This window comes from Streptomyces sp. NPDC050732 (assembly GCF_040654255.1).
Lineage (GTDB): Bacteria > Actinomycetota > Actinomycetes > Streptomycetales > Streptomycetaceae > Streptomyces.
Genome location: NZ_JBFAHP010000050.1, coordinates 15,955 through 40,945 on the forward strand (window position 1 = coordinate 15,955; position 24,991 = coordinate 40,945).

A 24,991-nucleotide genomic window follows, 5' to 3' on the forward strand; every position below is an offset into this window, starting at 1 on the left:
CACGGCCCACCGAGTTTTGGACGGCCCGGGGCGTGCCGAAGGCCCTGGGCCCGCCGGCCCAGGGCCCCCGGCCGAGGCCTACGCCTGCTGCCAGAGCGCCGGCGTGTTCGGCGGCTCCCAGCCCGGCTGCGCCTGGTGCGGCTGGAGGCAGCGGTACGTCGACCCGCCGTAGGTCACCGTGTCACCCGCGGCGTACACCTTGCCCGCGGCCCACGTGCCGCCCGGCTCGGGGTCACCCGGGCCCGGGTCGCCGCCGGTGGTCTTCAGCGTCAGACCGAACTGCTGCAGCAGCGGATTGATCGGCTGGTGGTACGTCGTGCCACCGCTGCGGCAGTTGCCCGAGCCGCCCGAAGTGACGCCCTGCGCCTGGCTACCCGATATGTAGGAGCCGCCCGAGTCGCCGGGCTCCGCGCAGACCGTCGTCCTGGTCACCCCGCTGATGGTGCCCTCGGGGTAGGTGACACTGGTGTTGTGCTGCGAGATCGTCCCGCAGTGCCACCCCGTAGTGGAGCCGGACCGGCAGATCGACGCACCCACCGGGGACTGCGTGGAGCCCCCGACGCCGACCCGCTGGCCACCTTGGCCCTTCACGTACGGGGTGGCGGTCCACTGGGCGTTCGTGGCGACCCAGGCCATGTCCCTGCCGGGGAAGATGGACGCCTGGAACGTGCCCTGGGCCACCCGGTTGTGGCCGGTGGTCGCCGTGCCCGCGCGCCCGCAGTGGCCCGCCGTGGCGAAGCCCTGCTGGGTGCCCTTGGTGACGGGGAAGCCGATGGAGCAGCGGCCGCCGCCCATGTAGTACGCCTCACCGCCCACGAGGTCGTACAGCGGCCGCGGCCGCTCCGCCGTCTTCGTCACGCGTACGAGGGAGGAGTCCACGTCCGCCGCGGAGACGAGGGACTTCGCGGCGGACGTCTTCGCGGCACCCACCACGACGGCGTTGGACCGCACGTCGACGTACCAGACGGGAGCGTCGCGCGTCGCGACCTTCTTCGCCGCGCGGTCCAGCTCGGCCTTCGCCGCGTCCAGTCGGGCCAGGGAGTGCGCGACGACGCGGGCCCGCGCGCCCCGGGCCTCGATCACGGGGACGTCGGCGGCGTCCGTGGTGGCCACGGTGAGCTTCGCGGACGTGGCGCCGTGCACCCAGGCGCCCGCGAAGTCACGGCCCAGCGCGTTGCGCAGGCGTCCCGCGTCGGCGCCGGCCTCGGCCTCGTTGACCAGACGGGCCTCGGCCTGCGCCGACGTGAGGCCGAGGTCGCGCTGCATGGCCTTCAAGACTCCGGGAGAGGTCTTGCCGACGGCGGCGCTCTCGGCGGGGGAGAGCGAGGGGGAGGCGGCCGGGGAAGCGGCCGGGGAGGCGGACGCGGCGCCGGGCAGCCCGGCGAAGACGAGCGCACCGGCCGCGGTGACCGCGGCACAGGCGGCGGCGAGGCGTCTGTGATGGGTGGGGAGCATGCGGGGGACTCCTCGGTGTGCGAGGGATGAGCGGGGATCGCCCACACCGTAGAAGCCTCAACAGCCCCCCAGTAGCTGTCACTCGACCCCCGTCCCCGACGTTATGGAAGCGGCGCGGGGCACTGCGGCAGCGGCCCGACGCGTCACGGCCGGGGCGGCGAAGGGGCCGCCAGCCACGCCGTGTAGCTGTCGCTGCGGGCGGCGGCCTCCGCGTGGGCCGCGCGGGCGTGGGCGAAGACCGCGGCCGCCGTGTCGTGGGCCGGGGCCGCCGGATGCCAGCCCAGCAGATGGCGCCAGTACAGCGGCGCACCGGAGAGCGGCCGCGTCACCAGACCCGGGGTGGGCGGGAACGTCGCCCGGCACAGCCCCACCGCCCGCCCCACCTGCACCAGATGGACGCAGGACGCGACATCCGTCTCGTACACGCGCGACGGCGTGAACCCCGCCCGCGCGCACGCCGCGGAGAAGCAGTCCGCGAAACAGCCGTCGCCCGGCACGTCCGTCCACGCCTCGTCCGCGAGCCGCGCCAGGTCGATCTCCTGGTGGCCGGCCAGCGGGTGGCCGGTCGCCAGCATCACGAAGACCGGGTCGCGGGCCACCTCGCGCCACACCAGGAGGTCGCTCTCCGGCGGGGCGCTCGCCCCGCACGTGCCGACCAGCGCGAAGTCGAGGCGTCCTGCCGCCGTGCGCGCCGCGATCTCCCGCTCCGACCACGAGGTGTGGGTGGTCACCCGCACCCCCGGATACGCGGCGGCGAGCCGGTCCACCAGCGCGCCGAGCAGCGGCCCGTGGATGCCGCCGAGCCGGAACCCCGCGCCGCCCTCCCAGTCCCGCGCGAACCGCTGCGCCTCCTCCCGCAGCCCGGTCACCGCGGGCAGAACCACCCGGGCCCGCTCCAGCACGAACTCGCCGAGCGCGGTGGCCCGCACCCCGTGCCGCCCCCTCTCGAAGAGCTCACCGCCGAGGGCGCGCTCGATCCGCTTCAGCTGGGCGCTCAGAGCGGGCTGCGCGAGCCCCAGCGCCGTGGCGGCCTTCGTCAGGCTGCCCGCGTCGGCGATCGCCCGGATCGTCTTCAGGTGCCGCAACTCCAGGTCCATAAGGCGAGCTTGGGGTCCCCCGTGGGCCGGGGCAATACTCAGGTACGGACCAGAACTGACCATGTGCACATCAGCTGTCGGACACCCTCAGGAGCACCACGGAACGCTCCGCCACGGTCACCGCGTCACCCGCCCGGTGCACGGTTCCGGGAGCGGTGGCCTGGTCCTCCAAGGAGGTGTCCACCACGAGCTCGTACGCCTCCGCCCACGGCGGCCCCGGCAGCACGAAGGACGACGGCTCCGCCGCCGCGTGCAGGACCGCGAGGAAACTCTCGTCGACGACCTGCGCGCCCCGGGCGTCGCGGCCGGGGATGTCGCGCCCCGACAGATACATGCCGAGCGTCGCCGTGGGCGCGTACCAGTCGGCCTCCGTCATCTCCGTGCCGCCCGCCGTGAACCACGCCAGGTCCCGCAGCCCGTCCGCCGAGTGGGCGCGCCCCGAGAAGAACGACCGGCGCCGCAGCACCGGATGCCGCAGCCGCAGCCCGATCAGCCGCGCCGTCAGCGCGCACAGCTCCCGCCACCCCGGCTCCTCCCTGAGCCCCCAGTCGACCCAGCTGACCTCGTTGTCCTGGCAGTACGCGTTGTTGGAGCCGCGCTGCGTACGCCCCATCTCGTCACCCGCCACCAGCATCGGCACCCCGGTCGAGAGCAGCAGCGTCGTCATGAGGTTGCGCAGCTGGCGCCGCCGCAGCGCCGCGATGTCCGCGTCGTCCGTCTCACCCTCGGCGCCGCAGTTCCACGACCGGTTGTCGTCGGAGCCGTCCCGGTTCCCCTCCCCATTGGCCTCGTTGTGCTTCCTCTCGTACGTCACGAGGTCCCGCAGCGTGAAACCGTCGTGCGCCGTCACGAAGTTCACCGACGCGTACGGCCTGCGCCCGCCCCACGCGTACAGGTCGCTCGACCCCGAGAGCCGGTACCCCAGATCGCGTACGTCCGGCAGCGCGCCCCGCCAGAAGTCCCGCACCGCACCCCGGTAGCGGTCGTTCCACTCCGTCCACAGCGGCGGGAACGCCCCCACCTGATAGCCGCCCGAACCCACGTCCCACGGCTCGGCGATCAGCTTCACGCGCCGCAGCACCGGATCCTGCGCGATCACCGCGAGGAACGGCGAGAGCATGTCGACGTCGTGGAACGAGCGGGCGAGCGCCGCCGCCAGATCGAAGCGGAAGCCGTCCACGCCCATCTCCGTCACCCAGTACCGCAGCGAGTCCGTGATCAGGCGCAGCACGTGCGGCTGGACGACCTGCAGCGTGTTCCCGCAGCCCGTGTAGTCCGCGTACCGCCGCGCGTCGCCCGGCTGCAGCCGGTAGTAGCCGCGGTTGTCGATGCCCTTCAGGGACAGCATCGGACCGAGCTCGCCCGCCTCCGCCGTGTGGTTGTAGACCACGTCCAGGATCACCTCGATCCCGGCCTCGTGCAGCGCCCGCACCATCCGCTTGAACTCGCCGACCTGCTGACCCGTCGTGCCCGACGCCGCGTACGCCGCGTGCGGGGCGAAGTAGCCGATGGAGTTGTAGCCCCAGTAGTTCCTGAGCCCCCGCCGCAGCAGATGGTCCTCGTGCGCGAACTGGTGCACCGGCAGCAGCTCGACGGCCGTCACCCCGAGACGGACGAGGTGGTCGAGCGCGGCGGGGTGCGCGAGGCCCGCGTACGTACCCCGCAGCTCCGGCGGAACCCCCGGGTGCAGCTTCGTGAAACCGCGCACGTGCAGTTCATAGATGACCGAGTCCGCCCACGGCGTCTTCGGCCGCCGGTCGTCCGCCCACTCGTCGTCCGGCGCGTCGTCGTGCACGACCACACCCTTGGGGACGTACGGCGCGGAGTCCCTGTCGTCGCGGACCGTGTCCGCCACATGCTGCTGGGGCCAGTCCCGCACATGCCCGTACACCTCGGCGGGCAGCCGGCCGTAGTCGTTGCCCGGACCGCCGTCCACCGCGCGCGCGTACGGATCGAGGAGCAGCTTCGCCGGGTTCCAGCGGGCGCCCGTCCAGGGGTCCCAGCGGCCGTGCACGCGGTACCCGTACCGCTGCCCCGGCCGCACCCCCGGCACGAAACCGTGCCAGATCTCGTGCGTCAGCTCGGTCAGCGGACAGCGCGTCTCGACCACCCTGCCGCCCTCCGGGTCGAACAGGCACAGCTCCACCGCCTCCGCCCCGCCCGCCCACAGCGCGAAGTTGGTGCCCGCGACCCCGTCGGGACCGATCCGGAAGCGGGCCCCGAGCGGCGTCGGCGCCCCCGGCCACACCGGCCGGGCCGGCGCGGCACGCGGCGTCGCCCGCCTGCTCCCGTTCACCGAGGGGGCGGGCCGCCCGGTCGTGCCGCTCCCCGGCGCCCGCCCCGCCTGCACTGCCTCTTGCCCGGCTGCGCTCGACACCTGTCAGCCTCCCGCGGCTCCGTCGGCCGACGCGCGAAGAAGGGCGTGCGGCGTCCCGGCCGCGCCTCCCCATACGGCGTCCTCCCCATGGTTCTGCCCACCGTGCGCGTCGCACTCACGTTTCCCCGGCAGGGGGACGGTCGTTGGGACCCACGTGAGACAGGATGCGAGGCGCGCACGGCGCGCAGGGGCCGTGCTGGCCGCGGTACTGACATGGGCGGGCCTGCTGGCCGGGGCGACGGGCTGCGCCACCGGGGGAGCCGACGGATTCATGGGGAAGCCGCGCTCGCCCGCGGACGCGATCCGGGTGTCACCGGGCGACAACAGCAAGGGGGTCGAGCCGGACGAACGCATCGAGGTCGAGGTCCCCAGCGGCCGCCTGGAGTCGGTGAAGGTGGTCCGGACGCAGGACGCGCAGAAGTTCGACGTGCCGGGCCGCATCGACCAGGACGGCATGACCTGGCGCCCCCTCGACGACGGCCCGCTCGCGCTCGCCGCCACCTACCAGATCGACGCCGTCGCCCTGGACGGCCACGGCCGCCGCTCCGCCCGGCACACCACCTTCCGGACGTACGTCCCCGACGAGCGCTTCACCGGCTACGTCGCACCGGAGAACCGCTCCACCGTCGGCACCGGCATGATCGTCTCCCTGGAGTTCAACCGGGAGATCGAGAACCGCGCGGCCGTCCAGCGCGCCATCCACGTCACCGCGCGGCCCGCCGTCGACATCCGCCCCCACTGGTTCGGCAAGACCCGCGTGGACTTCCGCCCCGAGAAGTACTGGAAGCCCGGCACCAAGGTCACCGTCGGCCTGCACCTGCGGGACGTCGAGGCCGCCCCCGGCGTCTACGGCCTCCAGGACAAGACCTTCACCTTCACGGTCGGCCGCCACCAGCACTCCCTCGTCGACGCCGCCGAGCACACCATGGAGGTACGCCGCGACGGCGAGCTGCTCTCCACCGTGCCGATCACCGCGGGCGCCCCCAAGACCACCACGTACAACGGAAAGATGGTGGTGACGGAGATGCTGGAGGTGACCCGCATGAACAGCCGCACCGTCGGCTTCGGCGGCGAGTACGACATCCCCGACGTGCCGCACGCCATCCGCCTGACCACCTCGGGCACCTTCCTGCACGGCAACTACTGGGCGCCGGACGCCCCCGGCAACACGAACGTCAGCCACGGCTGCGTCGGCCTGCGCGACGTGAAGGGCGGCAGTTCGAGCACGCCCGCCGGCTGGTTCTTCGACCGGACCCTCATCGGTGACGTCGTCGAGGTGGTCAACAGCGATGACAAGAAAGTCGCTCCCGACAACGGCCTCGGTGGCTGGAACATGGAGTGGAAGGACTGGGTGAGGAACAGCTGATCCCCCGGGCGGTCGCCCAGGTGACCGCCGGGTGACCGGCGGACCACCACCAGGTGATCTTGGACCGCCCGCACCCCACGGGCAGTTGGAACGGAACGGTGACATTGGCGGGGAGTCATCGCCCGGAACCGTGTGGTTATCTATCGCTGGCGCGTGTCTGAAACGCGCAGGTGCACTGGGGTGCGGGCCTGGATCCAGGCCGTGCGAGGGGAGACGACATCTTGAACGGGCGACCGATATCGGGGACGTCGGTTGGCGCGCGGCTGCGCGCTCGGCGGCGGGGCGCCAGGGGACTGACGGCGGTGGTGTCGGGGGCGGCACTGCTGTTCGTCGCGGCATGCGGGGGCGGCTCGGACTCGGGCGGCGACGGTGACGGCAAGGGCGAGGCGGACAAGAACGCCCCCTCGGCGGCCGTCGTGACGATAGCCCCGAAGAACGGTGCGAAGTCGGTGGCCACCAGCGGCGCCCTCAAGATAGGCGCCGAGAAGGGCAAGCTCTCCGAGGTCGAGGTCGAGGACGGCAAGGGCAATCCGGTGCCGGGCAGGATATCCGGGGGCGGCACCAGCTGGACGCCCGCGCACCACCTCGCGGCCGCCACCAAGTACAAGGTCCACGCGGTGGCGAAGGACTCCGAGGGCCGCGTCTCCGCCAAGGACACCTCCTTCACGACGCTGACGCCGAAGAACACCTTCATCGGCCAGTTCACTCCGGAGGACGGCTCGAAGGTCGGCGTGGGAATGCCGTTCTCGGTCAACTTCACGCGGGGCATCACCGACCCGGAGGCCGTCGAGAAGGCCATCGAGATCAAGACCGAGCCGTCCGTGCCCGTCGAGGGCCACTGGTTCGGCAACGACCGCCTCGACTTCCGCCCGGAGAAGTACTGGAAGGCCGGCACGAAGGTCACCGTCAAGCTCAACCTCGACGGCGTCGAGGGCCGACCGGGCGTCTACGGCAAGCAGGCCAAGACCCTGAACTTCACCATCGGCCGAAGCCAGGTCTCCACCGTCGACGCCAAGACGCACCAGATGAAGGTCGTCCGCGACGGCAAGCAGATCAAGAAGATCCCGATCACCGCGGGCGCCCCCGGCACCACCACGTACAACGGCGAGATGGTCATCAGCGAGAAGCTCCAGGTGACCCGGATGAACGGCGAGACCGTCGGCTTCGGCGGCGAGTACGACATCAAGGACGTCCCGCACGCCATGCGCCTGTCGACCTCCGGCACGTTCCTCCACGGCAACTACTGGTCGGGCGGCGCCTTCGGCAACACCAACGCGAGCCACGGCTGCATAGGCCTGAGCGACGTGCGCGGCGGCTACAGCAAGAAGACGCCCGCCGGATGGTTCTTCAACAACTCGCTCATCGGCGACGTCGTCGTGGTGAAGAACTCCGCGGACAAGAAGATCCAGCCGGACAACGGCCTCAACGGCTGGAACATGTCGTGGGAGGAGTGGAAGGCGTAAGCCCCGCCTGTCCTCCGAACCGGGGCCCGGCGCACTGTGACCAAGTGCACCGGGCCCCGCGGTGTTAACCCCCGCTAACGTGCCTGTCATGACTGCACACCTCGAAGTCGCCGAAGGCGTCGGCACGATCCGACTCGACCGTCCCCCGATGAACGCCCTGGACATCGCCACCCAGGACCGCCTCAAGGAGCTCGCCGAAGAGGCCACGCGGCGCGACGACGTACGCGCCGTGGTGCTCTACGGCGGCGAGAAGGTGTTCGCGGCGGGCGCGGACATCAAGGAGATGCAGGCCATGGACCACGCGGCCATGGTCGTGCGCTCCAGCGCCCTCCAGGAGTCCTTCACCGCCGTGGCCCGCATCCCCAAGCCCGTCGTCGCCGCCGTCACCGGCTACGCGCTGGGCGGCGGCTGCGAGCTGGCGCTCTGCGCCGACTTCCGCATCGCCGCCGACAACGCCAAGCTCGGCCAGCCGGAGATCCTGCTCGGCCTCATCCCCGGCGCGGGCGGCACCCAGCGCCTGGCCCGCCTGGTCGGCCCGTCCAAGGCCAAGGACCTCATCTTCACCGGCCGCCACGTGAAGGCCGACGAGGCGCTCACCATCGGCCTGGTCGACCGCGTCATGCCCGCCGCCGAGGTGTACGAGCAGGCGCACGCGTGGGCCGCGCGCCTCGCGCGGGGCCCGGCCATCGCGCTGCGCGCCGCCAAGGAGTCCATCGACGCGGGCCTGCAGACCGACATCGACACCGGCCTCGCCATCGAACGCACGTGGTTCGCGGCCCTGTTCGCCACCGAGGACCGTGAGCGGGGCATGCGGAGCTTCGTCGAGGAGGGCCCGGGCAAGGCCAAGTTCGTCTGAACTCGGCCCCGTCGTCGCTCAGTTGAACGTACGTCAGCGCGGGGGTCCCTCGAAGGAGCGGATTATGGACGGCTTAACGGAGCCTTAAGCGCGTGTGCCCCGAAGCGGTAAGTGATCATGCGTAAGCGGGAAGTCATCGCAGGTCACCGGGGATTCGCAGCCATTTAACTGCCACTGGCATATGTCAAGCGAACCCCCCGGAATGGATGGTTCCGGGGGGCTTATTCCGCCGGAACGGCCCCGGGAAGCGCTCTGGGCGGCCATGATGGGGGCATGGCGGGGCTGGAGGGTAATGAACGGCCGCGGCGGCACGGCAGTGCGACCGCGGCACGCTGGTCGCCGGCGGTAGAGGACGAACACGCGCTGAAAGCGCTTGAGTTGTTCGGTAATCCGACGGACGCGGAGGTGCCGCTGCCGTCGCGCCCGGAGTCCGCCGCCATCGCGCGCCGCCTCGCCCAGGTCGTCGTCCTGCGCCACTGGGGGCTCTCCCCGAAACTCACCGAGGACGTCGTCCTCCTCGTCTCGGAACTCGTCGGGAACGCCGTGCGGCACACCGGCGCCCGCGTCTTCGGCCTCCGCATGCAGCGGCGGCGCGGCTGGATCCGCGTCGAGGTCCGCGACCCCTCGCGCGGACTGCCCTGCCTGCTGCCCGTGCACGAGATGGACCTGAGCGGCCGCGGGCTCTTCCTCGTCGACAAGCTCTCCGACCGCTGGGGCGTGGATCTGCTGCCGCGCGGCAAGACGACCTGGTTCGAGATGCGGGCCGCCGACCGCTGACGGCCGACCGCTGATACGCGAAAGCCCCCGGCAGCCGTGGTCGGCGTGATGGGGGCCTTCGTGAAGGGCCGTGAACGTTTGGGGTGTGATCCACGGCCGCTGATGACGACCTGAGCCCGGGTCAATGGGGGTCGTGTCTCCGACTATGGCAGATGGACGCCAGTGAGCCAAAAGTTCATACCCACTCTTACTGGGACAAACCGTGACAGTTTAGAGGTGAATCCTTGGTGAGATGGGACACCTGCCTGGTAAACGCTGGTTAAGCGGACGCTGTGACAGGCGATACGCAAGGGCCGCCAGGGAGGCGCCAGGCCCGGTACTCCGACCCGTACCGGCCGCGAAGCGGGCAATCAGCGTCTTTTCCTTCTTTTCCCCATTAAATGGTCGCGTGATCGAGACCGACCGCCGCAGCGTCCTGCGCGCGGGCACACGCCTGGTCGCCGCGGGCGCGCTCGCCACCGGGTGCGCCGCGACCGGCCCCGCCGCCCCCGCGCACGACCCCCCGCCCGCAGCCGACACCCCCCGCCCGGCCCGCCCCGCCCCGGCCGCCCCCGCGCCCCGCCGCCTCCCCGGCCTGCCCGCCCAGATCACCCACGGCCCCCGCACCCGCCCGCGGGTCGCCCTCACCTTCCACGGCCAGGGCGACCCCGCCACCGCGAAGGCGCTGCTCGGCCAGGCGGAGAAGGCCGGCGCCAAGGTCACCGTGCTCGCCGTCGGCAGCTGGCTCGACGACCACCCCGGCCTGGCCCGCCGCATCCTCGACGGCGGCCACGACCTGGGCAACCACACCCTGCGTCATCTCGACATCAACGCCATGTCCGAGGCCGACGCCTACGCCGAGATCACCGGCTGCGCGGACCGCCTGCGCCGCCTCACCGGCTCCATCGGCACCTGGTTCCGCCCCTCGCGCACCCGCACGGCGACCCCCCTCGTCGAACGCCTCGCCCGCCGCGCGGGCTACCCGCACGTCCTCTCGTACGACGTCGACTCCCTCGACTTCACGTCGCCGGGCGCCCCGGCCGTCACCCGGGCGATCGCCGCGGAGATCCGCGCGGGATCCGTCGTGAGCCTGCACTTCGGGTACGCGGACACGGTCGCCGCGCTGCCCGCCGTCCTGGAAGAACTGGAACGCCGCGGCCTGCGCGCGGTCACGACCACGGAGCTACTGACCTGATGCCCCACAAGACCCTCATGCCCCACAGGAAACTGAACCTGACCAAGCGCACCGCGGCCGTCCTCGCCGCCGGCGCCGTGTTCGCCGCCCTCGCGGGCTGCGGCAGCGACAAGCGGTCGGACGAAGCCATCGGCACCGACGGCGTCCGCAAGCCCGCGAAGCCCAAGGCCGCCCCCGGACTGCCCGGCATGCCACCGGTCCTCGACCCCAAGGACGCCTACGCCGCCGACCGGCCGAACGCCCTCCAGCCCGTCGCCAAGAAGTTCCTGGACCGCGTCTACGTCCCCAACACCGAGTCCAACACGGTGTCGGTCATCGACCCCAAGAAGTACGAGGTCATCGAGACCATCGAGGTCGGCAACCAGCCGCAGCACGTCGTCCCCTCCTGGGACATGAAGACGCTCTGGGTCAACAACGACCTCGGCGACACCCTCACCGCCATCGACCCGGTGACGGGCAAGACGGGCCGCACGGTCGAGGTCTCGGACCCCTACAACCTCTATTTCACGCCGAACGGCAAGCACGCCGTCGTCATGGCCTCCATGGACCGGGAACTCGTCTTCCGCGACCCCGAGACCATGAAGCGCGTCAAGACCGTCCCCGTCACCTGCGCCGGCGTCAACCACGCCGACTTCTCCATGGACGGCCGCTACTTCATCGTGTCCTGCGAGTTCTCCGGCGAACTCCTCAAGGTCGACACGGAGAAGATGAAGATCGTCGGCCAGCAGAAGATCCCCTTCAAGGGCGCCATGCCGCAGGACGTGAAGATGTCCCCCGACGGCAAGACCTTCTACATCGCCGACATGATGGCGCACGGCATGTGGGTCCTCGACGGCAAGAAGTTCACGAAACCGAAGCTGCTGCGCACCGGCAAGGGCTGCCACGGCCTGTACGTCAGCCGCGACTCCAAGGAGATGTACATCTCCAACCGAGGCGAGGGCACGGTCTCCGTCTTCGACTTCCCGAAGAACGAACTCACCAAGAAGTGGAAGCTCCCGGACGGCGGCAGCCCCGACATGGGAGGCGTCTCCGCGGACGGCAACACCCTCTGGCTGTCCGGGCGTTACGACTCCGAGGTGTACGCCATCGACACCCGCACCGGAGTCCAGGTGGCCCGCATCCCGGTCGGCGACGGCCCGCACGGACTCGCGGTCTACCCGCAGCCCGGCCGCTACTCGCTCGGGCACACCGGGATCTTCCGTTGAACAATTGATGGTTGACGGTTGGCCGTAGCTGACAACGGGCACCAAACGGGCAGTTCAGAAACCCGCCTTCCCCCCACCTTGGAGGCGCCCGTGATCCGTGGCATCGATGTCAGCTCGCACCAGTCGACCTTCGATACGGACGGCCTCTCCTTCGTCATCATAAAGGCGACAGAGGGCCGTTCGTACGTCAACCCGAAGCTCTCCGCCCAGACGAAGCGCGCCCGCGACGCCGGCTGCGTGGTCGGCTACTACCACTTCCTGTGGCCGGGCAACATCAAGGCCCAGGCGGAGTACTTCGTGAGCAAGGCCCCCGAAGAGGAGGGGGACCTGCTGGCGGCCGACTGGGAGTGGACGGGGGACCGCACGGCCGCGTCGAACGCGGAGAAGGACCGGTTCATCCGCGAGGTGAAGCGACTGCGCCCCGACCACCGGGTGCTCCTCTACTGCAATCGCGATTTCTGGCTGAACCGGGACACCACGTCCTACGCGGGCGACGGCCTGTGGATCGCCGACTACGTCAGGGCGGGCAAGCCCCGCATCCAGGCGAAGTGGAAGATCCACCAGTACACGTCGTCGCCGATAGACAAGAACCTGGCCGCCTTCGACAGCGTGGACGAGCTGCGCGAGTGGGCCACGCCCCAGTAGGGGCGGGCCTCGACTCCCGGGCAGGGTCAAAGGCAGGGGCAGGCCCTAGGCGCGCCACGCCGCCGTGCGCTCCGGCGACGCCGCGTCCAGGGCCTTGCGGATCTCGTCGACGCCACCGGTGTTCCCGTACACGGGGGTTCCGGGCTGCTGGCGCCACGACTCGTCCTGGCCGCCGTTGTCGACGGTGTCGAAGCCGAGTTCGTCGATGAGGTCGCGTACGACCTTCTTGGCGGCCTCGTCGTCACCGGACACCGGCAGCGCGACCCGGCCGGGCGCGCCCTTCGGCAGCGGCTTGTCGAGGATGTCCTGGGCGTACGTGCCGTTGAAGGCCTTGATGACGGGGTGGCCGATCTGCCGCTCCGTCCAGCGGCTCTCGGTGAGGCCGTCCTCGATCTCGGCGATCTTCCCGTCGCGCTCCTGCGGGTAGTAGTTGCCGGTGTCGATGACGGCCACGTTCTCGGCCGCGCCGTCGAGGAAGCCGGCGGGCAGGCCGGGCACGGCCTTGAGCGGGATCGTCACGACGACGACCTGCGCGCCGAGCGCGGCCTCCTCGACGGTGACGGGCTTCGCACCGGTCTCTTCGGCGAGAGCGGTCAGGGTGTGCGGGCCGCGGGAGTTCGCGACGGAGACGTCGTGGCCGAGGGCGGTGAGGCGGCGGGTGAGGTTGCCGCCGATGTTGCCGGCGCCGATGATGCCGATCTTCATGACTGTGCCTTGCCTTCCGGAGATCCACTGTCGTAACGGAGGTAACCTCCGGATCCGCTCGGGTATTCCGGCTCCGCGGCGATAGTCTTGACGGTGGTGACGGCGAGGCGGTCGCGGCTCGCCGGGACGAGTGAAAGCAGGCGCCGGCGCATGCCAACGGAGCACTTCGGACCGCGACGCCGGGCCCTGCTGGCGGCTGCGGCGGTCCTGCCGCTGAGCGGCTGCGGCGGCGGTGCGGACGAGCGGCCGACGACCGGCCGCGCCCCGTCCACCCCGTCCTCCTCGGCCCCTCCGCCGGGACGCGCCTCCGGCAGGACCGGCACCCCCTCCCCGAACGCCTCGCGCCTCGCCGCCCGCTTCGCCGCGCTGGAGCGCGAGCACGGGGGCCGCCTCGGCGTGTACGCCCTGGCGACCGGCACCGGCGCGACGGTGGCGTACCGCGCGGACGAACGCTTCGCCTTCTGCTCGACGTTCAAGACGCTCGCCGCGGCGGCCGTCCTGCACCACCGCCCGCTGAGCCGGCTGGGCGAGCGGGTCACCTACACCGCCGCCGACGTCGACTCCGTCTCACCGGTCACCGAGGACCACATCGCGACGGGCCTGACGCTCAGGGAGCTGTGCGACGCCGCGATCCGGTACAGCGACGGCACGGCGGGGAACCTGCTGATGCGCGAGATCGGCGGCCCGGCCCGGCTGACCGCCTACCTGCGCGGACTCGGGGACCGCGTCAGCCGCATGGACGACTACGAACCCGAGCTGAACGACGTACGCCCCGGGGACCTGCGCGACACCACCACGCCGCGCGCGGTCGCCGACGACTACCGCGAACTCGTCCTCGGCGACGCGCTGCCCGCGGACAAGCGGGCCCTGCTCAAGGGCTGGCTCCTGCGCAATGCCACGGAGGTGGGCGAGCTGCGGATCAGGGCCGGGCTGCCCGAGGGGTGGCGGGTCGCGGACAAGACCGGCACCGGCGACTGGGGCCGGGCCAACGACATCGCCGTGGCCTGGCCCCCGGACGGCGCCCCACTCGTGATCGCCGTCCTGACCGACCGCCCGGGCCGCGCCGCGCCCCCGCTGAACACCTTCATCGCCGAGGCCGCGGAACGGGCCGTCGCCGAACTGACGTGAGCCGACTACCTGCCGAGTGCGCGGAGCACGTCCTGCGTCTGCTTCTCGACGACGGGGACGAGGCCGGCGACGACATCGGCCCCGTCGTTGGTCACGTCGCCCACCGGTACGGGGGCGGCCGGGTTGGACTCCTGCGCCTGGGCCGCGCCGGAGAAGGACAGGGCGGCACCGGTGAGGGCGACCGCGGCGAGTACACGCTTGGTGTTGGTCATGGCCTGCCAACGATCTCCGTCGTCGCGGGTCACGCGAGACGGCGCACGGCGGTCCGGCGGGTCAGTTTCCGTAGGCGCGCAGGAAGACGTCCACGGCGGGGTCCGCGGCGGTTTCCGGGGCGGCGGCCGGGTGGTACTCCAGTGAGCCGGTGAGCAGGGAGAGGAAGTGCTCGGCGGCGAGCTCCGGGTCGCGTGCGCTCAGGTGGCCGTCGAGGGCCAGGCGGGCCAGGCGGTCGGCGAGGGCCGAGCGCACCCGCAGGGCGGTGCGCTCGCGCACGCTCGCCGCCAGGTCGGGGAACTGCGCCGCCTGCGCGCTCGCCAACTGCCGTACGGCGACCGCCTCTTGGGCGCCGAACTCCCGCAGCAGGCCGCGGGCCACGGCCGTGAGCGCGGCGCGCGGGCCGGTGCCGGCGGCGGTTTCGCGCAGTTGCTCGACGACGGCGAGGGTGCGCGTGCCGATCCGGTCGGCGGCTGCCTCGACGGCCTCGCGGTAGAGGCTCTCCTTGTCGTGCAGATGGTTGTAGACGGTCGGCTTGGCCACACCCGCCTCCTGCGCGATCTCCTTCACGCACGCCTGGGCGTATCCGCGCCGTGCGAACACGGTGAACGCGCCGTCCAGGATCGCCTGCCGCCGCTCGACCGCCCCACGAGCCGTACGCCCGGCCCTGGTTGACACTTCTGAACCCATGGGTTCAGTGTAGCTGTTGAACCAGTAAGAATAGTTTGCTGAACCAGTGGGTTCAGTGTGTCTGAAGGGTGACAGGCGTGATCGTTCACATGCTGCGTTTCGCGTTCAAGGAGACGGCGACCGAGGAGGAGCGCGAGCAGGTGCTCGCGGTGATACGGCGGACGGCCTCCGTCGAGTCGGTGTCGTTCTCGACGGTGGGTCAGATACTCGGCGACTCCGACGGCTTCACCCATGCCTGCTGCGTCGGCATCGCCGACCTGCCGGCGCTGCGGCGGTACATGCACGACCCGGTCCACCTGGCCGGCGACCCGCTGATCATGCCTTTCCTGGCCAGGATCGGCATCGGCCCGGACGTGTCCGACGACATGACGCCCACCCTGGCCGCGGACACCCTGGCCCTGCACGAGGAGAAGGTCGCGCTCTACCCGGAGTGGGCCGCCGGACTCGGCCCGCTGCTGGCGGCGTCGTGAGCTCTTAGGCGGCGCGCAGCAGGTCGAGCGTCGACTGGAGTTCCTGCTGGGCCACGAGGGCCGCCGCGTCCGGGTCCCCCGACTCGACCGCGCGGACGAGCGCCGTGTGCGCGGCGTCTCCGTGGTCGCGTTCCTCGGCCCGTACGTCGGTGAGTTCGAGCAGGTCGATCAGGCCCTGGCGGAGTGCGGGGGTGAACTCCGCGAAGAGGTCGGTCAGTACGGGGTTGTGCGCCGCCGCCACGACCGCCGCGTGCAGGGCGATGTCGGCGTCCACGAACTCCGGGTCGGCCGCGGCGGCCGCCGCCTTGCGGTCGGTGAGCGCGGCCGTCATCGCCGCGATGTCCTCGTCGGTGCGGCGCAGCGCCGCGAGCCCGGCCGCCTGCACCTCCACCAGCATCCGCACCTCGTACACGTCCGTGACCGCCGCCCGCCGCAGCCGGGTGGGCCAGTCCGCGACCGGTTCCGTGGCGATCACGAAGACTCCGGCGCCCTGGCGCGGCTGCACGAGGCCGGCGCCGGCGAGGGCGCGCAGGGCCTCGCGGAGCGTGGAGCGGCCCACGCCGAGCTCCTTCGCGAGGGTCGTCTCGCCGGGGAGCCTGGTGCCGACGGGCCAGGTGCCTTCGGTGATCTGCTCGCGGAGTCGGGTGGCGGCCTGCTCGACGAGGGGGCTGGGACGTACGGGGCCTAGCGGCATGGGGACCTTTTCGGGCGGGCGGTGCGCGCGGGGAGAACTTGTCTGAGGAGTACTTGTCTGAGGAGCTGACGTGTGGCTAGTGTACCGCCATGATCTTCCGCGGTCTCCTTCTTCTCGGCTGCCGCGGCGGGGCCTGAAGCGACCGGCACCCCGCCGCGGGGTGCCGTGCTGCCGGTCTTCCCGACCGAGCCCAGGAGCAGAGTCCCGTGACCGAAACCGTCAGCAGTCCCTCGTACGACTGGAATCCGCAGCGCCCCGGTCCCATGCCGTACCACCGCTACCGGCCCCACCATCGGCGGGTCGACGTCCCCGCGCTGGAGCGGAGCTGGCCGGGTGCCCGGATCGAGCGGGCGCCCCTGTGGGTGCCCGTCGACCTGCGGGACGGGAACCAGGCGCTCGCCGAGCCCATGGACACCGAGCGCAAGCGGCGCTTCTTCGACCTGCTGGTGTCGATGGGGTTCAAGGAGATCGAGGTCGGCTATCCGTCGGCCAGCCGGACGGACTTCGAGTTCGTGCGGTATCTGGCCGGGCGTGCCGCTCGCGGCGGGCTGCCCGACGACGTGACCGTCGTCGTGTTCACGCCCGCCAGGCCCGAGCTGATCGACCGCACCTTCGAGTCGATCGAGGGGCTGCCGCGCGCCGTCGTCCATCTGTACATCCCCACCTCGCCCGTCTGGCGGGACGTCGTCCTCGGGCGGTCGCGCGACGAGGTGTACGGCGTCGCGAAGGAGGCCGCCGCGCACATGGCGCGGCTCGCCGACGCGCGGCCGCACGCCGACATCCGCTTCCAGTTCGCGCCGGAGACCTTCAACCTCACCGAGCCCGACTTCGTGCTCGAAGTCTGCGACGGCCTCACCGAGCTGTGGGACGCGAGCCCCGACCGGCCCGTGACGCACAACCTGCCGGCGACCGTGGAGATCGCGACCCCGAACGTGTACGCCGACCAGATCGAGTACATGCACCGGCACCTGGCGCGCCGCGACTCCGTCATCCTCTCCGTCCACCCGCACAACGACCGCGGCACCGGCGTCGCCTGCGCCGAGCTCGCCGTCCTCGCCGGGGCCCAGCGCGTCGAGGGCTGCCTCTTCGGCAACGGGGAGCGGACCGGCAACGTCGACCTGGTCACCCTCGCCCTGAACCTCTACGCGCAGGGCGTCGACCCCATGGTCGACTTCTCCGACATCGACGCCGTACGCGAAGTCGTCGAGCACTGCAACCGGCTGCCCGTGCACCCCCGCCACCCCTACGCGGGCGACCTCGTGCACACCGCGTTCTCCGGCACCCACCAGGACGCCATCAGCAAGGGGTTCGCCGCACACGCCCGGCGCGCCGCCGAGTCGGGTGTGCCGGAGCGTGAGGCGCCGTGGGACGTGCCGTATCTGCCCATCGACCCCGCCGACATCGGCCGCACCTACGAGGCCGTCATCCGCGTCAACTCCCAGTCGGGGAAGGGCGGCATGGCGTACCTGCTGCAGACCCGGCACGGCCTCGACCTGCCGCGGGCGATGCGGCCCGACTTCTCGCGGGTCGTGCAGGAGGCCACCGACGACAGCGGGCAGGAGGCGACGGCGAAGGAGCTGTACGAGCTGTTCCGCGCGACGTATGTCGCGCCGGGGCTCGACGGTGAGGTGGCGCTGAGCGCGTGGACCACCGACCGGGCGCCGGACGGCGCGCACCGCTTCGTCTGCACGCTCCAAGTGGGGGAGCGGACCGGTGACTTCGAGGGCACGGGGAACGGTCCGCTGTCCGCCTTCGTCGACGCGCTGGCCGCCGCGGGCATCACGGTCGGCATCCTCGACTACGCCGAGCACGCCGTCACGGAGGGCGGTGGCAGTGAGGCCGTCGCGTATGTGCGGTGCCGGGTCGGGGACGTGGAGTGCTGGGGCGCGGGCCTGGACACGTCGGTCCTGACCGCTTCCGTGCAGGCCGTGCTCGCCGCCGTGAACCGGGCGGGCGCGGCGCGGTGACCCCGCAGGCCCCCGCCCCTCCCGTCCTGCGCGCGCACGACGTCACCGTGGTCCGCGAGGGCCGGCCCATCCTCGACGGGGTCGGCCTCACCGTCCGCCCCGGCGAGCACTGGGCGCTGCTCGGCGCGAACGGCGCGGGCAAGTCGACCCTGCTCAGCCTCTGCGGCGCCGTCACCCACCCCACGCACGGCACGGTCGAGGTGCTCGGCCGCCGCCTCGGCAGCGTCGACCTGCGCGAGCTGCGGGCGTACGTCGGGCATGTGAACCCGCGCCATCCGCTGCGCTCACCGCTGCCGGTGCGCGACGTCGTCCTGACCGGGCTCACCAACAGTATCGAGCGGGTGCCCCGGTGGCGCCCCACGCCGGAGCAGGAGGAGCAGGCCGGCCGCCTGATCGACCTGCTGGGCCTCGCGCACCGTGCCGACGCGCGCTGGCCCACGCTGTCCCAGGGCGAGCGCGGCCGCACGCTGATCGCGCGCTCCCTGATGCCGAGGCCCCGCCTCGTCCTGCTCGACGAGCCGGCCACCGGACTCGACCTCGCCGGGCGCGAACGTCTCCTCGACAGCCTGGACACGCTGCGGGAGGCTCATCCGGACCTCGCCACCGTGCTGGTCACGCACCACCTGGAGGAGCTGCCCGTCGGGACGACGCACGCGCTGCTCCTGCGCGACGGACGCGTGCTCGCCTCCGGCGCCGTCGACGACGTGCTCACGAGCGACCAGGTCGGCAAGTGCTTCGACCACCCCGTGCGGCTGGAGCGCACGGACGGCCGGTGGAGCGTGCGCACGCGGCGCTGAGGATGCGGGAGGGGCCCGGCGCACCTGACGCGCCGGGCCCCTCTCCCGCCCGTACTAGGCCTGCTTGTTCAGGCTCGCCCAGAACTCGTCGAACGACAGACGCTTGTCCGCGTTGGTGTCCTTCGTGCCGATCACGGCCTCGGCCACCGTCTCGGTCACGTAGAAGTCGCCCATCCTGGCCATGGCGCTCTTCCACTCGGCCGCCGTTATGAAGCCGTCGCCGTCCGCGTCGAACTGGTCGAACGTCTTGCGCGCTTCCTCGATGTCCGCCACCGGATCCACCCCTTCTTGGTGCACTACTGACGGGGGTCAGAGTAACGGCCGGGCGCCTTCGTTCCCGAAATGAGATCTTCGCTCGATTCTTGTTCACGAACCGAGATCCGTGCCCGCGTCCCGCGCGGGACGGGTGAGGTAGAACGTCACCGAGGGGGCCGCGTGTCCCCGTGAGGGGGACGTGGTGGAGAAGTTCGTGGGCAGGGCCCCTGACCTGGGCCGCCTCGAAGCGCTTCTGGAGAGCATGGGCAGCACGGGGCCGGGCGCGGGAGCCGCAGTCGTCGATGTGGTGGGGGAGCCGGGCATCGGCAAGAGCAGGCTGCTGACCGAGTTCGCGGCGCGGGCCCGCACCCGGGGCGTGACCGTGCTGCGGGGGCGGGCGTCGGAGCGGGCACGGACACGCCCGCTGCGGCCCTTCACCGATGCCTTCGCCGAGCTGGACCCGCGGGCCCGGCAGGCGTTCCCCTCGCTGGCGGGGCTGCCCGCGGCCGTGCGGGGCGACGGGCCCCTCGACGCGGCGGGCGGGGACCTCTTCGGCCTCTGCCGGGCCACCGCCGAGGCCCTCGGCGGACTGACCGGGCCCGGGCTCGTCGTCGTCCTCGACGAGATGCACTGGGCGGACGAGGCGTCCGTCGAACTCCTCGACCACCTCGTACGGCACCCCGTCCGCGCACCCTTCCTGCTCGCCCTAGCGCGGCGCGAGCGGCAGTCGCCCGCCGCGCTCGGCGCCGCGCTCACCCGGGGGCTCGACACCGGCGCCGTGCTGCGGACCGCGCTCGGCCCGCTCGGCAGCGAGGAGCTGACCGAGGGGCTCACCGCTGCCGCGGGCCTGCCGCGCGAGCGGGCCCAGGAGCTGTACGCGGCGAGCGAAGGCAACCCCCTGTACTTCCTCGCCCTCCTCCGGGGGCGCCCCGCCCCGCTGCCGCTCGACGAACTGGCCGCGCTGACCCCGCTGGAACGGGCCGCCGCCGACGCCGTCGCGGTGCTCGGCGACCACGCGACCACGGACCTCATCGGCGCCGTCACCGGCGCCGCGCGCCCCGAACTCGTCGCCGCGCTCAGCACGTTGTTACGACGCGACCTGCTCCGACCGCACCCCGACGGCTGCCGCCTCATGTTCCGCCACCCGCTCCTGCGAGCCCGGATGCACGAGGCCGTCGACCCCTGGCGGCGCCACGAGCTGCACCGCGCGGCCGCCGCCGAGCTCACCCGGTCCTGCGCGCCCCTCGCCGACCGCGCCCACCACATCGAACAGTCCCTGACCGGCTGGGACCCCCGGGCGGCCGCGGTCCTGACGGAGGCCGCGGGCAAGGTGGCCGCCACCGCACCCGCGGTCTGCGCCCGGCTCCTCGGAGCCGTCCTGCGCGTTCTGCCCGACGACGCCGAACACCTCGACGCCCGACGCGAGTTGACGCTCCGGCGCGCGACCGCGCTCGGCATGACCGGCGCGGTGCGGGAGAGCAGGGACCTGCTGCACCGCCTCGTCGGCATGTGCGGCCCGGAACCCTCGGGCGGTGACCCGCTGCGTACGGCCGCCGTCGTGCAGTGCGCCTTCATGGAGCGCCACCTGGGGCGGTACGCGGCGGCGGGCGCGCTCCTCCGGCGCGAACTCGACCGGCGCCCCGGCCCCCCGCCGGCCCAGCGCACCGGCCTCGTCGTCGAATGGGGCAACAGCGCCCTCTTCGCCGCCCGCTACCCCGAAGTGCGCGACGAGCTCACGAGGACCCTCGCCGACGCCCGGTCCCGCGGCGACGAACTCGCCACCGCGGAGGCCCTGACGGTGGCCGCGCTCGGAGAGGCGTACGAGGGGAACACCCCGACGGCCCGCCGCCACGCCACCGAGGCCGCCGCGCTCACCGACGTGACCACCGACGCCGACCTCGCCGGGCGGTGCGAGTCGTTGGTGCGCCTCGCCTGGAGCGAGGTGTTCCTCGACGACTGCGCCGCCGCGCTGCGCCACGCGGAACGCGGCGTCGACATCGCCCGGCGCACCGGACTCCCCTTCGCGCTGTCGCAGCTGCTGCTCTGCGGCGCGTACGTCCGCTGCACGGCGGGCCGGGTGACCGAGGCGCTGGCGTGGGCCGACGAGTCCGTGGCGGTCGCGCGGACCCTCGGCGGCGCCGAACTCCTCGGCTTCGGCCGCGCCCTGCGCGCCATGATCCTCCTGCAGACGCGCCCGGCGGGCGACCCGGAGGCCCTCGCCGCGGCGGAGGAGGCGGCCGCCACGGTGGGAACGGTGGACGGCTGGCCGGCGACGCTGTCCCGGTGCCTGCTCGCGTACGCCGCGCTCGGCGCGGGCGACCCGTACCGCGTACGGGACGTCCTGCTGGACGCGGGCGGCGGCCGCGACCTGCCCCGCGTACAGCCCTCCATCCGCCCCGCCTTCCTTGAGCTGCTCGTCACTTCGGCGCTGGACACGGGGGACGTCACCGACGCGGAGCGCTGGGCGGAACGCGCGCTCCAGGAGGCCGACCGCCTCGGGCTGCCCGTCCAGCGGGGCGCCGCGCTGCGGAGCGCCGGCCTTGTCGCGGCCCGGCGCGGCGAACAGGCCGCGGCGGCACGGGCGTTCACGGAGGCGGCGCGGGAGAGCGCGCGGGCCGGAGCGGCCCTGGCCGAGGCGCGGAGCCTGCTGCTCGGCGCGCCCTTCGTGGCGGCGGCGGGCGAAGGCGCCAGGGCCGCCGCGATGGCCCGCCGCGGGCGGCGCGTCGCGGAGGAGGGCGGCGCGCTCCTGCTCCTCGACGGGGCGGGCCCCACGGGCCGGCCCGTCTGCGTGCGGCCCTCCGGCGTGCCGGACGCGCCCCGGTCGCTGAAGACCGCGCAGGCACCTAAGACGCCCCGACCGCCGGCGGCCCCCGCACCGCATCCCGCGCCCCACTCCGCCCCGCACCCCGTGCCGTCCGAACCGTTCGCGGCCCTGACGCCGCGCGAGCGGGAGATCTCCGCACTGGTCGCCGAGGGCCTCACCAACCAAGCCGTCGCCGCGAGGCTCTGCCTCAGCACGCGCACGGTCGAGAGCCACGTCGGCCGCATCTACCGCAAGACGGGTGTGGCCTCCCGTGCGGCCCTGGCCTCACTGGTGGCGCGCGGCTCCGGCGGCCGCGCTCAGTTCTCGCGCGGATAGGGGCCCTGCCTGCCGTCCGCCCCGGCCAGCAGGTCGCACTCCTCGGCGAGGGACGCCAGCGTGCCGTCCGGGTCGGGACGTCCGCGCACGGCGGCGCCCACGCGCCGGGCGCGGTCCGCCGCCGCCCCGTGCCTGCCGAGCACGAACTCAAGGCGGGCGGCGAGGAGTTCGGTGGGGTGCAGGTCGGCCACGCCGGGGCCGCCGCAGGCGCGCAGCGCCTCGATCGCCAGCTCCGCGTGGCCGAGGGCCTTCTCGAAGGCGCGTACGTTGGCGGCGTGCTGCTCGGCGCTTCCCCGGCCGTCGGCCGGCGGACCGTCGGCGTGCTCCAGCGCCAGGCGGCTCAACTGCGCGTGGGTGCGGCCGAGTTCGACGAGCAGTTCGGTGCGCTCCGGGTCCTGGTCCGCACGGTCCGCGCAGTGCCGGTTGGTGTCCAGGGCCTCGGTCATGACGGCCTCGGCCGCGGTGGGGCCCTGTGCGGCCAGCGTCTCCCAGGCGCGGGCCCGCATCGCGCGCACCAGGGCGCCGTGCTCGCCGAGTGAGCGCCACAGCTCCTCGGCCCGCAGGTAGGCCCGCCCGGCCTCCGCGCGCAGACCGGCCCTGCCGAGCGCCTGTGCGGCCTGCTGGGCCAGGGATGCCTCGTGGTACCCGTCGGAGCCGTCCCGCGCGGAGTCGGCGGCGAGCGTGAACTGCTCCGCTGCCGGGCGGTGTTCGTCGGTGCCGAGGTAGCTGCGGGCGAGCCAGGTGTGGGCCTGGACGCGGTCGTGCGGGCCGTGGCCGTCGCCGAGGTCGGGCAGCACCGTTTCCAGGACGGCCACCGCCTCCTCGTGGCGGCCCGCCTCGCAGTACAGCCCGCCGAGGCGCAGCCGGGCCCGCACACCGGTGCGCGCGCTGTCCCCGGCCAGGTCGGCGAAGTGCGCGGCGTCGATCAGGAGCCGTTCCGCCCGGGCGCCGAACCCGGTTCCGTCGTCGGGGTGCGGCAGGTTCCGTGCGAGGGCGAGGCAGAGGCGGGCCCGGTCGAGCGGGGGCAGCCGCTCGGCGTGCGGAGATCCTTGCGGAGATCCGGCTGGAGCGCTCTCAGAAGCCGCGGGCGGGAGCCCGCTCAGGAGCCCGCTCGGGGGGTCCTTCGGCCGCAGTCCCAGCGGCAGCGGGGTGTCGAGCAGGGGGCGGGCCGCCATGCGGGCCCGGGCGCGCTCGGAGACCGCCGTGGTGCCGTTGCGCCGGTCGAAGCGGCCCGCGAGGTCGAGGGCCGTGTCCCGGGCGTGGTCGAGGAGGGACGCCGCGGTCCACGCGCCGCCGAGCGGCCCCGGCACCGGGCTGTCGCCCCGGCCGAGCTCCACCAGGCGGCGCAGCAGCAGAGCCGCGCCCACCAGCCACTCCACGTGGGCCGACGGGTCGCCCGTCTCCGCCCAGCGCCGGCTCTGCTCGGCGAGGATGCGCAGGCCGTGCGGTTCGTTGCCGGTGAGAGCGCAGAACTCCATGTGCAGGGCGACGACGGGGCCGCACGCCTCGTCGGAGCGCACCATCCGGTAGCCGCGCAGATGGTGGGCGCGTGCCTGGTCCGTGCGGCCGACGCGCACCAGGGGGAGCAGCGAACGGGCGAGGGTCTCGTGCGGCTCGCGGTGGCAGCTGTGCGTGCCGCCCAGGACGGGCTCCCAGCCCTCCAGAGCGGCGCGGTCGTCGCCGCGGTCCAGCTGCCGGAGGCCCTCCGTCGCGTACTCGCAGGCGAGGCAGTCGGCCATGGCGTCGCGGGCGGCCGCGGTCCACGCGGCGTACGCGCGGGTGGCGCGCCCCGTGTCACCCAGCTGCCGCGCGAGCCGGAACTCGGCGCCGTGCACGGCCCGTTCGGAGTAGCCGGCGGCGCGGTAGCGGTGCCGCATCCGGTCGAGCCACTCCTCGACCTCGGCGAGCGGCACGTCGGGCCGCCGCCGCGCGTCGGTCACCACCCACTTGAACATCCAGTGCAGCCGGCGGACGTCGTCCTCGCCGAAGTCCGCCGGGTCCTCGTCGTACATGCGCAGCAGCCGCGTGAACGGCCCCGACGTCCTGGCGCACTCGCCGCCGAAACTGTACGAGTGGACGAGGAGGGACAGCGCCGCCACGAGCAGCGGCCGGTCGCCGGTGGCTTCCGCCTCGTCGGCGAGCGCCTCGGCGCGGGCGTCGCGCGCCCTGCCGTACGGCTCGGCGTCGAGCCGGCGGATGTCGGCCAGGATCTCGCGGCGGGGGCGGGCGGGTGCCGGGGCTCCCGGGGAGACGGAGCGGTTCCTGGTCGCGTCCAGCGGGCCCATGTGTGTTCCTAGGTCGGGGTGCGGTCGAGGTGCGGTCGGCGGGAGGGCGGAAGCGGCGTGGCGGCTCGGGGCCGGTGCTTCATGGATGCGCGTACGGCCGGTGCTTCATGGATGCGTGTACAACGTGACCGAGCCTGTCAAAACACCCCGGCCCCCGGCATCCGTAGAACTACGCAATCCGCTACGCAATCCGCCGCGCGTACCTCGCGCGCACCCCGCGCGTGAGCCGCCGCGCC

The 24,991-nt window shown here is 73.0% G+C and carries 21 protein-coding genes; 12 read left to right on the forward strand and 9 right to left on the reverse strand.

Going from position 1 to position 24,991, the window contains the following annotated elements:
* Positions 1-78: 78 nt before the first annotated feature.
* The 3 genes from AB0H82_RS33240 to glgX form a co-directional block, all read right to left on the reverse strand.
* On the reverse strand, positions 79-1,455 hold the full coding sequence (locus tag AB0H82_RS33240) for a carbohydrate-binding protein (RefSeq protein ID WP_362999239.1): 1,377 nt from the start codon (positions 1,453-1,455) through the stop codon (positions 79-81).
* A 143-nt stretch (positions 1,456-1,598) separates the two neighbouring features.
* Complete coding sequence (locus tag AB0H82_RS33245; protein WP_362999240.1) at positions 1,599-2,552, reverse strand: LysR family transcriptional regulator; 954 nt, start codon at positions 2,550-2,552, stop codon at positions 1,599-1,601.
* Positions 2,553-2,622: 70 nt separating this feature from the next.
* Entirely contained in the window at positions 2,623-4,929 is a 2,307-nt protein-coding gene (glgX, locus tag AB0H82_RS33250) for a glycogen debranching protein GlgX (RefSeq protein ID WP_362999241.1), read from the reverse strand.
* 196 nt (positions 4,930-5,125) lie between these two features.
* Here glgX and AB0H82_RS33255 point away from each other — a divergent pair, with 196 nt between their 5' ends.
* The 7 genes from AB0H82_RS33255 to AB0H82_RS33285 all read left to right on the forward strand — a co-directional run bounded on the left by AB0H82_RS33255 (position 5,126) and on the right by AB0H82_RS33285 (position 12,415).
* Complete coding sequence (locus AB0H82_RS33255; protein ID WP_362999267.1) at positions 5,126-6,295, forward strand: Ig-like domain-containing protein; 1,170 nt, start codon at positions 5,126-5,128, stop codon at positions 6,293-6,295.
* 221 nt (positions 6,296-6,516) lie between these two features.
* On the forward strand, positions 6,517-7,758 hold the full coding sequence (locus tag AB0H82_RS33260) for an Ig-like domain-containing protein (protein ID WP_362999242.1): 1,242 nt from the start codon (positions 6,517-6,519) through the stop codon (positions 7,756-7,758).
* 88 nt (positions 7,759-7,846) lie between these two features.
* The gene (locus AB0H82_RS33265) at positions 7,847-8,614 is read left to right on the forward strand and encodes an enoyl-CoA hydratase-related protein (protein WP_362999243.1); all 768 of its coding nucleotides are present in this window, start codon (positions 7,847-7,849) and stop codon (positions 8,612-8,614) included.
* 273 nt (positions 8,615-8,887) lie between these two features.
* Complete coding sequence (locus AB0H82_RS33270; RefSeq protein ID WP_362999244.1) at positions 8,888-9,391, forward strand: ATP-binding protein; 504 nt, start codon at positions 8,888-8,890, stop codon at positions 9,389-9,391.
* 388 nt (positions 9,392-9,779) lie between these two features.
* Positions 9,780-10,565: a polysaccharide deacetylase family protein gene (locus tag AB0H82_RS33275; protein ID WP_362999245.1), complete on the forward strand. Its 786-nt coding sequence runs from the start codon at positions 9,780-9,782 to the stop codon at positions 10,563-10,565.
* Complete coding sequence (locus tag AB0H82_RS33280; protein ID WP_362999246.1) at positions 10,565-11,770, forward strand: PQQ-binding-like beta-propeller repeat protein; 1,206 nt, start codon at positions 10,565-10,567, stop codon at positions 11,768-11,770. Before AB0H82_RS33275 ends, AB0H82_RS33280 begins: the two co-directional genes overlap by 1 nt.
* 90 nt (positions 11,771-11,860) lie before the next feature.
* Entirely contained in the window at positions 11,861-12,415 is a 555-nt protein-coding gene (locus AB0H82_RS33285; protein ID WP_362999247.1) for a glycoside hydrolase family 25 protein, read from the forward strand.
* Positions 12,416-12,460: 45 nt separating this feature from the next.
* Here AB0H82_RS33285 and AB0H82_RS33290 read toward each other — a convergent pair whose 3' ends face one another.
* Entirely contained in the window at positions 12,461-13,144 is a 684-nt protein-coding gene (locus AB0H82_RS33290; protein ID WP_362999268.1) for an NAD(P)-binding domain-containing protein, read from the reverse strand.
* Between the two features lie 126 nt (positions 13,145-13,270).
* On the opposite strand from AB0H82_RS33290, the gene bla reads away from it, so the two are divergent.
* On the forward strand, positions 13,271-14,248 hold the full coding sequence (bla, locus tag AB0H82_RS33295; protein ID WP_362999248.1) for a class A beta-lactamase: 978 nt from the start codon (positions 13,271-13,273) through the stop codon (positions 14,246-14,248).
* Between the two features lie 5 nt (positions 14,249-14,253).
* On the opposite strand, the gene AB0H82_RS33300 is transcribed toward bla, so the two are convergent.
* Both AB0H82_RS33300 and AB0H82_RS33305 read right to left on the reverse strand, forming a co-directional pair.
* Entirely contained in the window at positions 14,254-14,460 is a 207-nt protein-coding gene (locus AB0H82_RS33300; RefSeq protein WP_362999249.1) for a hypothetical protein, read from the reverse strand.
* Positions 14,461-14,521: 61 nt separating this feature from the next.
* On the reverse strand, positions 14,522-15,148 hold the full coding sequence (locus AB0H82_RS33305; RefSeq protein ID WP_362999250.1) for a TetR/AcrR family transcriptional regulator: 627 nt from the start codon (positions 15,146-15,148) through the stop codon (positions 14,522-14,524).
* A 77-nt stretch (positions 15,149-15,225) separates the two neighbouring features.
* Between AB0H82_RS33305 and AB0H82_RS33310 the strand changes: the two genes are divergently transcribed.
* Complete coding sequence (locus AB0H82_RS33310) at positions 15,226-15,618, forward strand: Dabb family protein (protein WP_362999251.1); 393 nt, start codon at positions 15,226-15,228, stop codon at positions 15,616-15,618.
* Between the two features lie 4 nt (positions 15,619-15,622).
* Here the strand turns inward: AB0H82_RS33310 and AB0H82_RS33315 are convergent, their stop codons facing one another.
* The gene (locus tag AB0H82_RS33315) at positions 15,623-16,312 is read right to left on the reverse strand and encodes an FCD domain-containing protein (RefSeq protein ID WP_362999252.1); all 690 of its coding nucleotides are present in this window, start codon (positions 16,310-16,312) and stop codon (positions 15,623-15,625) included.
* A gap of 263 nt (positions 16,313-16,575) precedes the next feature.
* Between AB0H82_RS33315 and leuA the strand changes: the two genes are divergently transcribed.
* Together leuA and AB0H82_RS33325 are read left to right on the forward strand one after the other, a co-directional pair.
* Positions 16,576-18,279 (forward strand): 2-isopropylmalate synthase, encoded by a 1,704-nt coding sequence (gene leuA, locus AB0H82_RS33320; protein ID WP_362999269.1) that lies wholly within the window; start codon positions 16,576-16,578, stop codon positions 18,277-18,279.
* Positions 18,276-19,076 carry an ATP-binding cassette domain-containing protein gene (locus tag AB0H82_RS33325; protein WP_362999253.1) on the forward strand — a complete coding sequence of 267 codons (801 nt, stop codon included), beginning with the start codon at positions 18,276-18,278 and terminating at the stop codon, positions 19,074-19,076. The genes leuA and AB0H82_RS33325 overlap by 4 nt, the downstream gene beginning before the upstream one ends.
* Positions 19,077-19,130: 54 nt before the next feature.
* Here AB0H82_RS33325 and AB0H82_RS33330 read toward each other — a convergent pair whose 3' ends face one another.
* Positions 19,131-19,349, reverse strand: coding sequence for an EF-hand domain-containing protein (locus AB0H82_RS33330; protein WP_362999254.1), 219 nt, complete (start codon positions 19,347-19,349; stop codon positions 19,131-19,133).
* A 196-nt stretch (positions 19,350-19,545) separates the two neighbouring features.
* On the opposite strand from AB0H82_RS33330, the gene AB0H82_RS33335 reads away from it, so the two are divergent.
* Positions 19,546-22,470 carry an AAA family ATPase gene (locus tag AB0H82_RS33335; RefSeq protein WP_362999255.1) on the forward strand — a complete coding sequence of 975 codons (2,925 nt, stop codon included), beginning with the start codon at positions 19,546-19,548 and terminating at the stop codon, positions 22,468-22,470.
* Here the strand turns inward: AB0H82_RS33335 and AB0H82_RS33340 are convergent.
* Positions 22,452-24,755 (reverse strand): hypothetical protein, encoded by a 2,304-nt coding sequence (locus AB0H82_RS33340; RefSeq protein ID WP_362999256.1) that lies wholly within the window; start codon positions 24,753-24,755, stop codon positions 22,452-22,454. The two genes, AB0H82_RS33335 and AB0H82_RS33340, sit on opposite strands and share 19 nt — an antisense overlap.
* Positions 24,756-24,991: the final 236 nt, after the last annotated feature.